This window comes from Avibacterium gallinarum (assembly GCF_002921135.1).
GTDB classification, from domain to species: Bacteria; Pseudomonadota; Gammaproteobacteria; order Enterobacterales; family Pasteurellaceae; genus Avibacterium; species Avibacterium gallinarum.
In genome coordinates this window covers 37604-50671 of sequence record NZ_PQVJ01000021.1, presented here as the reverse complement: position 1 = coordinate 50671, position 13068 = coordinate 37604, and the positions used below count along the sequence as shown (strand labels likewise).

General features: G+C 41.1%; 10 protein-coding genes. 1 reads left to right on the top strand and 9 read right to left on the bottom strand.

Annotated features, from left to right (window positions below; translation table 11 throughout):
* Nucleotides 1-4: 4 nt before the first annotated feature.
* From ftsL to C3007_RS08485, 7 genes are all read right to left on the bottom strand, one after another.
* Complete coding sequence (ftsL, locus tag C3007_RS08510) at nucleotides 5-325, bottom strand: cell division protein FtsL (RefSeq protein WP_103854049.1); 321 nt, start codon at nucleotides 323-325, stop codon at nucleotides 5-7.
* A 2-nt stretch (nucleotides 326-327) separates the two neighbouring features.
* The gene (gene rsmH / locus C3007_RS08505) at nucleotides 328-1293 is read right to left on the bottom strand and encodes a 16S rRNA (cytosine(1402)-N(4))-methyltransferase RsmH (RefSeq protein ID WP_103854048.1); all 966 of its coding nucleotides are present in this window, start codon (nucleotides 1291-1293) and stop codon (nucleotides 328-330) included.
* A gap of 111 nt (nucleotides 1294-1404) precedes the next feature.
* The gene (mraZ, locus tag C3007_RS08500; RefSeq protein ID WP_103854047.1) at nucleotides 1405-1863 is read right to left on the bottom strand and encodes a division/cell wall cluster transcriptional repressor MraZ; all 459 of its coding nucleotides are present in this window, start codon (nucleotides 1861-1863) and stop codon (nucleotides 1405-1407) included.
* A 259-nt stretch (nucleotides 1864-2122) separates the two neighbouring features.
* Nucleotides 2123-2284, bottom strand: coding sequence for a DUF5363 domain-containing protein (locus tag C3007_RS11570; protein WP_164550720.1), 162 nt, complete (start codon nucleotides 2282-2284; stop codon nucleotides 2123-2125).
* A 48-nt stretch (nucleotides 2285-2332) separates the two neighbouring features.
* Entirely contained in the window at nucleotides 2333-4333 is a 2001-nt protein-coding gene (locus tag C3007_RS08495; protein ID WP_103854046.1) for a tRNA(Met) cytidine acetyltransferase TmcA, read from the bottom strand.
* A gap of 2 nt (nucleotides 4334-4335) precedes the next feature.
* Nucleotides 4336-4803 (bottom strand): rRNA maturation RNase YbeY, encoded by a 468-nt coding sequence (ybeY, locus tag C3007_RS08490; RefSeq protein ID WP_103854045.1) that lies wholly within the window; start codon nucleotides 4801-4803, stop codon nucleotides 4336-4338.
* The gene (locus C3007_RS08485) at nucleotides 4800-5903 is read right to left on the bottom strand and encodes a PhoH family protein (RefSeq protein ID WP_103854068.1); all 1104 of its coding nucleotides are present in this window, start codon (nucleotides 5901-5903) and stop codon (nucleotides 4800-4802) included. The genes ybeY and C3007_RS08485 overlap by 4 nt, the downstream gene beginning before the upstream one ends.
* Nucleotides 5904-6187: 284 nt before the next feature.
* Here C3007_RS08485 and C3007_RS08480 point away from each other — a divergent pair, with 284 nt between their 5' ends.
* A complete protein-coding gene (locus C3007_RS08480; RefSeq protein ID WP_103854044.1) occupies nucleotides 6188-11065 on the top strand; it encodes an exo-alpha-sialidase in 4878 nt (1625 codons plus the stop codon).
* 46 nt (nucleotides 11066-11111) lie between these two features.
* On the opposite strand, the gene C3007_RS08475 is transcribed toward C3007_RS08480, so the two are convergent.
* Nucleotides 11112-12527: a GspE/PulE family protein gene (locus tag C3007_RS08475; RefSeq protein ID WP_103854043.1), complete on the bottom strand. Its 1416-nt coding sequence runs from the start codon at nucleotides 12525-12527 to the stop codon at nucleotides 11112-11114.
* A gap of 12 nt (nucleotides 12528-12539) precedes the next feature.
* Nucleotides 12540-12974 (bottom strand): prepilin peptidase-dependent pilin, encoded by a 435-nt coding sequence (gene ppdD / locus C3007_RS08470; protein ID WP_103854042.1) that lies wholly within the window; start codon nucleotides 12972-12974, stop codon nucleotides 12540-12542.
* Nucleotides 12975-13068 lie beyond the last annotated feature (94 nt).

Genomic DNA, 13068 nt, shown 5'->3' with positions numbered 1-13068 from the left:
TTAACTATTCCAATAACAAAACTTCTTGTTCTGGCACAACACGTTTCATCTGTAATTTGCCTGTTGCAATTGCTTCAACACGAGTATTATCGCTTTGGGTTGCTTCTTCTAACTTGAGATTTAAAAATTCATTTTCCAAGGCTTGGTGTTGCAACACTAATTCGCCTTTTTCGGCGATCAAGCCACGCGTTTTGTGAGTAATCCAAATGGTGCTTAATGCACTCACAATCACCAATACCATTAACGCCATCACTAATTTATTCAAGGCAAAGAGATCTTCAGCAATAATGCTACGCAATGGATAACGTTCTGAATTTTCAACCATTTTTATACTCTCTCCGCAATACGCAGCACCGCACTTCTTGAGCGGGCATTTTGGGCAATTTCTTGTTCACTTGGCATAATCGCCTTGCCAATAGTTTTTAAGGTTTGGCTACGCTGAATTTGATCTTCACGCAACGGCAAACCTTTTGGCAAACTTTCGCCCTTGCTTTGCTTACGCATAAAATGTTTCACCATACGATCTTCAAGGGAATGGAAGCTGATGATCGACAACCGTCCTTGCGGCGCTAATACTTGTAAAGCCCCTTGTAAAACACGTTCTAGCTCTTCCAATTCAGCATTAATGAAAATACGAATTGCCTGAAAACTACGCGTAGCTGGGTGTTTATGTTTATCTTTAAAAGGAACCGATTGCGCAATCAGCTCAGCTAATTGCAAGGTGCGATTAAGTGGTTCTGTGCCGTTTTGGCGTGCATTTTTATTATAATTAACAATGGCTTGTGCAATGCGCTTAGCAAAACGCTCTTCACCAAAGGTTTTCAACACCCAAGCCAAATCTTGCTCAGAAACCTGTTGCAACCATTCTGCCGCTGATAAACCTTGGGTGGTATCCATTCGCATATCAAGCGGGCCGTCTTTCATAAAACTAAAACCGCGCTCGGCTTCATCTAATTGAGGGGAAGATACGCCAAGATCGAGCAAAATACCGTCAATCTTACCGACTAAACCTAATTTTTCGCAGATCTCAGGGATCGCAGAAAAGCTATTGTGTTCAATCTGAAAACGCGGATCTTGAATTTGCGCTGCCGCCGCAATCGCACGCGGATCGCGATCAATGGCGATTAATCTGCCATCTTGGGATAAACGAGATAAAATCAGACGAGAATGACCGCCACGCCCAAAAGTGCCATCAATATAGATGCCTTTTTCTTTCAACGCCAAACCGTCCACCGCTTCATTTAATAAAACGGTGAAATGTTCAGGGGAAGAAAAAAGGTTCTGCGCGTTCATAAGTCGTTATTAAATAATAAAAATTAAATGTTAAAATGAGATAACGCGGTGTACCTAAGTATACCGCTTATCTCTGCTAGTGCCGCTGTCTTGGTGGAAGTTAATCTTCTCTTATAAAGACAACGTGATTAATTCAGGAGATTGGGCAAGCTGACCACTTGCACCGAGAGCCATATCTTGTTGAATTTGAGCCTGCCATTCTACATCGCTCCAAATTTCAAATTTATTTAACTGGCCCACTAACATCGTGCTTTTTTCTAGTTTCGCGTGCTGACGTAATGGCGCGCTGATTAAAATTCGCCCTACGCTATCCAGCTCACATTCCGTGGCATAACCAAGCATCACACGCTGTAAACTGCGTTGCACAGGATCAAAATTCGACAAACTTAATAATTTTTGCTCAACCACTTCCCATTCATCTAAGGGATAAAGTAACAAGCAAGGTTGGCGAATATCCACCGTGCAAACCATTTGCCCATTATTTTTTTCTAGGATCTCGGCACGGTAACGGGTAGGAATGGCAAGCCGTCCCTTTGAATCCAGATTTACCGATGATGCGCCACGAAACATTGTTTGAGATCTCTTGTTAAAAATAAGTGCGATTATTTTTTACAGAATTTTGCAATTTTTACCACAAAACACCACTTTTTACCACTTATTCGTAAGTTTAGTATTAGTTTGACTAAGTTGCAAGCAGTTTGATCCGGATCTTATGTAAAGATTTGTATATTTCGCCCAAAAAGAAAGCCATTTGAGCAATGCGCCAAATGGCTTTGTAAGGAATGATTGAAAAATGAGAAATGTAAAGATCGCGATCTGATCCTAAGATTTAGCTACTTTCTCTTGCTCTGCTTTTTTTCGGTGGATCTTCATCAAATTTCACCACTGGCACACAGCTGCGGCAAGCGCCTTGATCGATCCCTAACTCTTTGCAAAATTCGCTGTATTTATCCCATAATCTGCGCAGCACACCTTTTTGTTGATTTGCCATTATTTCCCCCTATTTTGCGATTTATTCTTTGCCTTATGTATTCCTTAATCATAAAAGAATTTTTGGCTTTTGCAACCATCGTTTTACTTCTTCGCGACAAGCTTGCACCCATTGCTTTTTGCCCGTGCTTGGTAAGATTTTTTGTTCACAATATGCCGACAACAAAGGCAATATTTCCCCCTGATTGCCCCATAATAAACGGCGAATAGCTGGGATCGTGCTGGCTAAATTTCGTTGATAATGAGCAAAATAATGTAACGCTTTGATGTCTTGTTCATTCAGGGAAAAATCCCTTTCTTGTTGCCCTTGTGGGCATAGCTGCGTGGCTAAAGGGTGAAAGGATAGAGGCATATCTCGCTCAAATTGAGCCAATAATTTTGTACAAAAATCTTGCCCTGCGCGGCTTACGCCTTTTACGCTAATTGCGCTATAACAACCACTGCTGGCTTCTTTATGGCTGCCTAAATAAACCAAATTAAACCCGCACTTTTGCCAGAATTGAGCAAGCTCGGGCGTGTAGCCAAAGCTCACCGATAAAAAATCTTGCGTGTGATCTTGGTTCTGCTGCCTTGGCTGATTCACTTCTGCCATTAGCGCCTGCCCTATCCCTTGATGTTGCCATTTGGGTTGCACGGCAATGCGAGAAATGCGTGCAGAACTCAGCTTGCACGCTGCTTCATTTAGGCTTACTTGGCACAATATTTGCGCCACCAAATTACCTTTCGGGCGACGGACACCTTGCATTATGCCTTCAATCAACGTGCTATCTTGCATTGCCCCTTCATTCAGCAGCCAAAGCGCGCCCAATAAATCCTGATTGAATTTTGCCAGTAAAAATTGCTGATGCTTGCCATCGAGCAAACGGCGTAAATCCACAGGGGACGTCTTATAATGGGCGAGAGTCAGCAATCCGTAAAAATCTTCATATTCCCCTTGCTGGAAAAGGCTGTGGCTATGATGCCAATGAAAATGCAAGTCTGCATTAGGAACGAAGTTAGGCTGAAACTCAGGCTGAGCTAATTGGTTTTCTGCTTCTAATAAAAGCAAATCAGACATAAAAGGCTCGATCAGATCATCGGCTCGCCAACGCAACGGGGTGCTGAGTTCAAAATGTTGCAAAGTGCGGTGATTTTTTTGCATAAATTTAAGCAAGAAACCTCGCCCTGTTCCTTCATAGCTTTGTATCGTGGTAGTACAGAAAATCGCCCGAAAATGCGCTGTGAGCTGCATTAATAAAGGTAGCGGGATCATTGCTGCTTCATCAATGAGCAGCCAATGATCGTAAAATTTATCGGGATCTTGTTGCACTTGTTGAGCAAGATCATCGGGCGCAATAAAAAACAGATCTTTCTCGGCAAAATCTTGCAAAATTTGCACCGCACTTTTATTCGGTGCGGTGAGAATCACCTTGTCTAAATGCGAAGCAAATAAGCCTGCCAAGGCGGATTTCCCCCGCCCACGCTTGGCGGTGATCACATTAATTTCTTTCGGAGCATTTAATAGCTGTTGCAAAATACGTTGTTGATCCTGCGTGGCAGAATGAAAGTGCTTTATCAGATCAATGGCTGAGTTATACGGTGCTGGCAAAAAGCTATCGCCATTTTGTTGCTGATAAATAGGAAAACCGTATTCACGCACTTTTTGCTGCATAAATTGGACAAAATTTGGTGTGCAAATGCCTTGCGGAACACCGCTCCAACGCTGGCTATCCAAATCAATTTGCGTGGCTAAATGTTGCCAATGGTTGAACAATAAATAAAGCTGCCCGCCTGCTTGCAATGTACCTGCGGCAATGGCAAGGGCATCAAGATTTAGGCTTTGTCTGGCATCGTAAATAACCAGGGAATGTTCGCGCCCAAGCTGATTTTTCACTTTGCGAAAGGGAATTGGCGTGATGTTTTGCTCGGGAAAAAGTGCGGTGCAATTTTCATCAAAAAAAAGCACCGCACTTTGTTTTTCAAAGCGAGTGAAATCAGAAAATAAAGGGGAAAGTTGAGTTTGTAACCACGCATTTTCCCCAACTAAGATACAAAGCTGACGTGGCTGCAAGGCTAGGCTTTTTCCGCTAAATAAGGGTCGGCAAAGCCAAGATCTTGCATTATTTCCGTTTCAAGGCTTTCCATTTCTTCTGCTTCATCATCTTCAATGTGATCGTAGCCCAGCAAATGCAAACAGCCGTGTACTACCATATGCGCCCAATGTGCCATCAAGGGTTTGCCTTGTTCTTGCGCTTCTCGTTCTACCACTTGGCGACAAACCACTAAATCGCCGAGCAGCGGCAATTCCACTTCTTCAGGGCATTCAAAAGGGAAGGAAAGCACGTTGGTTGGATAATCCTTACCACGATAAGTAGCGTTTAAACTTTGGCTTTCCGCTTCGTCCACCACGCGAATGGTGATCTCAGGTTGCAGGTTTTCTGCTTGCACAGCGGCGGTTGCCCATTGTTGAAATTGTTGTTCTGTCGGCAAGTTTTCACTATTTTCTGCTGCGATTTGTAAATCAACGATGACATCTTTCATTCTATTTCTTCTCGTTCTAAGGCTTGTTGTTTGGCCTGTTCTTGCTGACGCTGTAAGGCACGTTCTTGACGGCGAATTTCTTCCTGTTCGTCCCATTTATCATAGGCTTGCACCACTTTGGCAACCACTGGGTGACGAACGATGTCTTTACTATCAAAATAATTAAAACTCAATTCTGGCACATTTTCTAGCACTTCAATGGCGTGGCGTAAACCAGATTTTTGGCTGCGTGGCAAGTCAATTTGCGTGATGTCGCCTGTTATCACCGCTTTAGAATTAAACCCAATACGGGTTAAAAACATTTTCATTTGTTCGGTAGTGGTGTTTTGGCTTTCATCTAAAATGATAAAGCTATCGTTCAGCGTGCGTCCACGCATATAAGCCAGCGGTGCGATTTCAATCACATTGCGTTCCATTAATTTCTGCACTTTTTCAAAGCCCAGCATTTCAAATAAGGCATCATAGAGCGGGCGTAAATAAGGCTCAATTTTTTGCCCTAAATCTCCCGGCAAAAAGCCCAATTTCTCCCCTGCTTCCACCGCAGGGCGAGTGAGCAAAATGCGGCGCACTTCTTGTCGCTCTAAGGCTTCCACCGCTGCTGCCACAGCAAGAAAGGTTTTCCCTGTGCCTGCTGGCCCAATACCAAAACTGATGTCATAACGCAAAATATTGTGCAAATATTGAATTTGATTTGCGCCACGCGGTTTGATTAAACCACGCTTGGTTTTAATCGTGGTTTGATACACTTTGGGCACCGCATTTTGTTCTGCCTGTTCGCTATCTTGTTGTAATAACATTCGATTTTCCTGAATGGCTAAATGCACATCAGACAAATCAATTTCCTTAACCACGCCACGCACAGGTGTGGTTTCCAAATACAATGTTTGGATCAACGCCGCCACTTTATTTAACAATTTAGCGTGATGAGATTTCGGATTGGGATCTTTCGATTTCAGCGTAAACGTAAAATTACGCCGTGCAATATCCAAGAAAAATTCTTTTTCGATCAACTGGATATTTTCATCAAATGCCCCGCACAATGCCTGCAAACGGGCATTATCTTGCGGTTCAAGAGTAAAGGTTTCGCTTAGTTCGCTCATTGGGGTGGACAAGTTGTGTTCCTTTTATTTTGTTTTTTCCTGCTACTGTCAGAATCATTTGATTGTTGATGGGCATATTACCACGTTTTAAATACAGGCTCTAATGCTCTTTGAGAAATTCTCTTTTTGTAGAAATGCGAGAAATCTCTCATTTTTGATAGAAAATAAGAATGATTCTGTGAAGAACATCACGAAGTGAAATTATCATTATTTACTCCATTATGGAGCAAAAATATCATCAGCGCTGAGATACTCCTAATTTCACATCAAACAAAGGATGCCCTATGAAAAAAACAACATTGGCAGCTTTAATCTCCTCGTGTCTTATCAGCCAATATGCCATGGCGAGTAGCGAAGGAATCTTAGATTTCAAATCAAATACCGAATTTTTCAAGCCACTTAATATCACTGAAACCTTCACTAAAAATGATGTTTTTAATTTAGAGAATGGTTCTTTAACTTTTGGTTTTAAAACCAATGGTGGTGATAATGTTTATTCTCTTTTAGGTGCTTCAACCCAAGGTGGGCACACCAACCACTATATTAATTTCTATATGTTAAGGAAACAAGGCACGGATACCTTTGGCTTAGAATTAAGAAATAAGAATAGCTATTTAATTAATAATTCAGCACTTACCGCAAATGTTGATAATCAAAATAAAGATTATCAAACCATTACCTATACGTTTGATAAAACAAATAACCAAATTAAAATTTATGTGAATGGCGAATTAAAACAAACACATAATAATTCTAAATTCTTCAAAGATATTGAAAGCTTAAATATTGCTTATTTAGGAAAAACGCCAAGAAGCTCTGGTAATGAAATGCGTTTTAGTGGAAATATTTATTCTGCGGGAGTTACCGAACAAGTATTGTCAGGAGAAAAAATCAAAGCGTTACACCAAGAATTAGCGGAAACTTATCGCCGAAACGAAAGCGAGAATGCGGATAAACATCGCGCTTCAGGGGCAATGCTAACGGAAAAAGAATCGCTCTTTCAACCAAATCAAGATGATGCAAAAAACTATCGCATTCCTTCTTTACTCACCACGCAAAACGGCGTTGTTATTGCCGCTATCGACAAGCGTTGGCAACATTCTGCTGACTGGGGAAATATTGACACCGCAATCCGCCGCAGTTTTGATGGTGGCTTAACTTGGCAAAAAAGCCAAACTGTGATTGATCTTGCTAGCCAATCTTATGGCGGTCAAAATTCTGCGTTCTTAATCGATCCCCTTATGGTGCAAGACAAACGTAATGGGCGTGTCTTTATGATTGTGGATATGTTCCCTGAAACACGAGGCTTCTTTGGTATCCAAAATCCAAACGCAGAAGGTTCAGGTTATAAAAATATCGGCGGGAAATATTATCAATTATTAACTGACGAATATAATAATCGCTACACCATTCGTGAAAACGGCATTGTTTATAATGATAAAAATAAACCAACAGATTATCGGGTTGTTATTAATGGTAATCCTGAATTAGCATTTAAAGATCTCGGTGATTTATATCAAGGCGATACACGTTTAGGAAATATTTATTTACAAACGAAAAATCAAGGTAATGATAGCGCCCCACTGAAATCAACCATCACCAGCAATTTATGGCTCACTTATAGTGATAATGACGGTGAAACTTGGTCTAACCCGGTCAATATTAACTCTCAAGTGAAAGCCGATTGGATGCGTTTTATGGGAACTGGCCCCGGAACAGGGATTCAGCTTAAAGACGGCTCTTTAGTGATGCCGGTTTACTACACCAATAACAATAATAAACAAGCAGCAGCGGTTATCATTAGTAAAGACGGTGGCAAAACTTGGGAACGTGGTGAATCACCAATTGATAGCAGATTTGCGGCACAAGGCGGATCACGTCTGCTTAACGGCACTTATGGCTATGAGATTACCGAATCCCAAGTAATTGAGTTAGACAATGGACAATTAAAACTCTTTTCTCGTGTAACACCACATAATCGCGTGCATATTTCCACCAGTTATGACGGTGGTTACACTTGGGAAAAAGACGTTATTTTAGATGACGTGTTACTAGAACCTTATTGCCAACTTTCAGTGATTAAATACTCCAAACGTATTAATGGCAAAGAACATATCCTTTTTGCCAATCCGCATTCTAACGGGCGAAATAACGGTAAAGTCTGGCTTGGTGAAGTGCAAGAAGATGGTTCTATCGAATGGAAATATACCACCACGATTACACCAAATAATTACGCCTACAGCAGTTTAACTGAATTACCAAATGGCGATATTGGTTTGCTTTATGAAGGGGCGGAAGGAAAAATTGATTTTGTTCGCTTAAATATTCAAGAGCTTGTATGGCAAGACAATATCTTACATCGTGATAAACGGAACACGCCATTTGAATATGATCGTAATAGCACCGTTGCTGAAACATTCTATAAAATTGGTGATGGGGAAATTATTAAAATCGGTGAAGGGGTAAACCCTGCCAAAATGGTAGTTAATGAAGGCACATTAGGTTTAAAACAGCAGGAAAAAGATGGTCAAGTTCAAGCCTATTCCGACATTATTGTAAACCCTGAAGGCACAGTAAAATTATACGGTGAAAACCAAATTAAAGCCGAAAATCTCAGCTTGAATAAAGGAACGTTTGACTTAAATGGCAATAATTTCACCATTGAAAATGGCGAGGATAAAGGGCTGCAAGCTGAAACAATTAACGGCAATATTATTAATAGCAATGCAACCAAAGCTAGCACGCTTAACTATTTGCAATCTGGGGTAAGAAAAATTAAGGGTGAAATGCTTGGTGATGATCAAGGTAAATTAAATTTTGCCTATAAACCGACCGCACTTAATAATAACCACTTAACCTTGGAAACAAATTCAACCTTAAACGAGCTTACCATCAACCAAGGTGAAATAATTTATGCACCAAACACCTCACATTTAACGCAAAATGCAAATTTAGCGAATAACGCCACATTAAGCATAAAAGATAATGTGATTGCTCGCTTTGATACCATTGCTCTTGATGACACAAGTCAAATTAATGCAGATATTAGTGCCAACCAAACAAGCCGTTTATTTGCAGATACGCAAGGGCAAGGTAGTTTAAGCAAAAATGGAGAGGGGACACTATATTTAATTGGGCAATTCAATCACACAGGAAAAACCTTGTTAAATCAAGGGGTAACCATCTTAGAAGGGGAACTAAATCATTCACCGTTATATATCAAAGAAAATGCGAGTTTAACGGGAAATGGGATCGTTCATTCACATACTTATTGGCAAGCCAATGCCCATATTGCACCGAATAATGCCCCGCACTTAAATCATACGGCAAACGGCAGCAAATCCAGAAATGTCAATTTCCAACCTAAAACCCTATCCTTTGGGAGTGTAACCAATGAGGGGGCGGATATTACATTAAATGTGGATAACGTTTCCGAAAATATGACAGAATGGCGTGCGGATCGCGTGTTGATTAATGGAGATTTAACTACAACCCAATCAATTCCAGTAAACATTAATTTACTTAATAGTCAAATTGGTCATTCAGATACCAATAAAAATGAACGTTACGATGCTGATGAGGGTATTTCACTCATTCAAGTGAAAGGTGAAACCAGCCGCATAGATGCGTTCAATTTGGCGAAAGCTGTTCATAATGATGAAAGCCATATTAATCGCTACACCTTAGTTAGCGTTGAAAAAGGGGCAACTACGGCAAGTGAAAATAGTTTTGGTGAGAACAACAGCAATTTCAACGATTACCGCTTGCAAACCTTGCTAATTAATGAAGATGGCGAACCGTTATCACCAATTATTAAAGCCCCATCAACACCACCAAAAGAGGAAAGCCCTAAAGCTGATGACACAGCTGCCCCAATACCACCAACCGCGGACACGACAGTAACCCCTCCAGCAAACCAAGATGAAGGGAATACTGACAATAGCGGTGAAACTACAACTCCTGTGGATAATGCAGTGGTAGCACCACCTGCCAATCCAAATGCAGAAAATGCGGATAACAGCACAGAAACCACTTCCCCAGTGGATAATGTTGCGGTAACACCACCTGCCAATCCAAATGCAGAAAATGCGGATAACAGCACAGAAACCACTTCCCCAGTGGATAATGCTGTGGTAGTCGCCCCTGCTAATCCAAATACAGGGAATGTGGATAACAGCACGGAAACTGCTTCTCCAGCAGGTAATGCAACAGTTACGCCATTAGCAGGAAATGCGACAGCCGCAAGTGCCTCAACCTATCGCCCAGCATTAAATAGCCAAGTGCCTGCCTATTTGGTAACGAATTTAGCTTTGTTAGAACATAGTTATATGCAGGCTCAGATCTTTGCGCAAAATATTACGCAAGGCACGAAAAATTTCTATGTTTTACAACAACATCGTAAAGCCACTTATAATAGCAATCTTGGCTTTGGAGATTATGGCTATGGCTACAAATCCACCACAAATAGCACTCTATTTGGCGGTCGTCTTGATCTCAACGATAAACATCACCTTCACTTAGGACTTGCTCTCAGTAAATTCTCAGTTGAACCAAAAACCACAGAAATTGAAGGCAGTAGTTCTGCAAAATATAACTCTGTGGGAGTATTGTTCACCTTAGAGAATCAACTGACCGAACAAAGCTATGTTAATCTTAGTGGAAACTATCAATATATGCGCGGTAAAATTTCCACTTCACAACATAAAGATTTAGCCAAAGTGAGAGGCCATTCTTGGGGCATTGGTGCAGAAACAGGCTATCATTTCTTGCTAAATGAAGTCCGTTTAACGCCGATTATTGCGTTACAATACCAAAGTAGTAAAGCCAATATTGAGGATCATACCTTCAGTTGGAATATCAATAATGATCGACAATATATTTTCACTCAACAAATTGGGGGTGAAATTGCGTGGAAATCATTGAAACTCCGTACAATGTATGAACACAATACAGGAAATACTCCTGTCTTAACCCTCAATGATGGAACAACCCAGCAATACAAAACGGGTAAATTAGGCAACGCCTTATTATTCTCTGCCAGCGCAGGTTATGATATTACGCCAAACCTAAACATCAGCGCCCAAATTAGCCATAGAAAATCCCTTTCTGACTATGGACTAAAACAAACTTACTTTGCGGGTAAATTAGAATATCGTTTCTAATCAACTCACCTTTGAAGTGGGAGAGAATTTATTTTTCTCCCACTTTTTATTCGCTCTCCATCAATTTCCCTAGCACTCTTTCTACTTCAGCGAAATCTGTTATTCCTTGCTTTACCTTTTCCAATCCGCTTTCTCGTAAGGAAGCATAATCCGTTTGATAAGAAATTTCCCCATTATTAAAGTGCGGTTGTAAAAATTGATAAATTCCGCAACGCCCTTTATAACCTTGATAGCAATCGCAATTTTCGGTGTGATGCGTACAAATTTTGCGCACTAAACGCTGAGCGATAACAAGCAACAAACTGCTTTCAATTTCGTGCTGCTGAATACCGAGCTGCAACAAGCGTGAAATTGCTGAATGAGCATTATTGGTATGTAGCGTAGAAAGCACTAAATGCCCTGTTTGTGCTGCACGCAAAGCGATCGCTGCACTTTCTGCATCTCGAATTTCGCCAAGCATAATGATGTCAGGATCTTGGCGTAAAAATGTGCGTAACAATCGGTTAAAATCTAGCCCAATTTGTGGATTAATTTGCGTTTGGATAATGCCCGGCAGCTCTATTTCAATGGGATCTTCGGCGGTGAGAATATGTTTTTCCGAATGATTCAACCATTCAAGTGCGGTGTAAAGGGTAATACTTTTTCCGCTCCCTGTTGGGCCTGTAACTAAAATCAAGCCTTGAGGTTGGTAAAGGGCTTGCTGCAAAGCCTTTTGTTGTGCTGCGTTCATTCCCAACTGTGAAAACGCTAAGCTGACAGGCTTGTTTTTCTGCAAACGTAACACCGCTTTTTCACCATACTGGGTGGGCAAAGTGGAAAGGCGAAAATCTAACACGTCAGAAAAGGTGGTTTTAAAATGAAAGCGTCCATCTTGTGGCAGCCGCGTTTCGCTTATATCAAGGCGAGCGAGCAATTTTAAGCGAGAAATTAAACGCTGGCTAATTTGCGTAGATAATGGCGTCTGGCATTGTAATACGCCATCAATGCGAAAGCGGATTTGCAACTGCTCGCGCTGTGGCTCTAAATGAATATCTGAGGCATTCAGTTGCAACGCCTTTTCAAAAAGCCGATCTAAGAGTTGAATAACGGGTTCATCGGCTTTTTCTTGCACATTTTCCGTTTTAATCTGCTCAGTGGGGCGATAAAAATCGGGTACAGCAGGTTCTTCCGCCACATTTGGCGCAAGGCTTTGCAAGAGCAATTTCAAATCTTGCCCTTGCAACAACACGGGTTCAACCACTTTTCCTGTTAAAAAAGAAAAGGTTTCGCAAGCAGAAAGATTATTCAAATCATCAATGCCTAACCAAAGCGTTTGCGCATTTTCTTGCAATGGCACAGCAAAATAGCGAATTAGCAGGGCTTTTTGCTGTTGGTTTTGCTGCCATAAGTGCGGTGGAATTTCAAAAAATTTTCCATCTACCGCACAAACTGTCATTTGCGGCTGTAACGCATATTCCGCCATTGTTTATCCCCATCATCCACAAAATCCCGCAGGGAATAATTCAACAGATTTATCGCATTTCACCGTCCAAGTAACCCCTTTGGCAGCATCACCACTTGCGCTTAAAGAATAGCCTATCCCTGCCAAGTTCTCTCTGCCTGTAACGGTAATTTTCCCTTTTTGCACATCAATCGAACCCACTTTGCCCTTATTGGTTAATTTTTTCTGAATGCCATTTGTTCCTGCATTACATTTGTTGGTTGAATTTGTGTTATACACACAAAGTTCCACTTCAGAGCGGTAAGGGCTTGCAGCTTGAATAAGCTCTGAAATTGCCGCTTTTTTCGTATAGTTTTGATAAGCTGGCACGGCGATTGTTGCCAAAATTGCCACAATGGCGATCACAATCATTAATTCAATTAACGTAAACCCCTCTTGATTCTTCAAACGAGTAGAAAATCTGTTCATAAGCTGTCCTTGTTGATTTCTCTTAACATTAATTTTCGATAAAATACAGGCAATGAATAACCCGTGCGAATAAGTGTGGCGCAAATTAAAAATA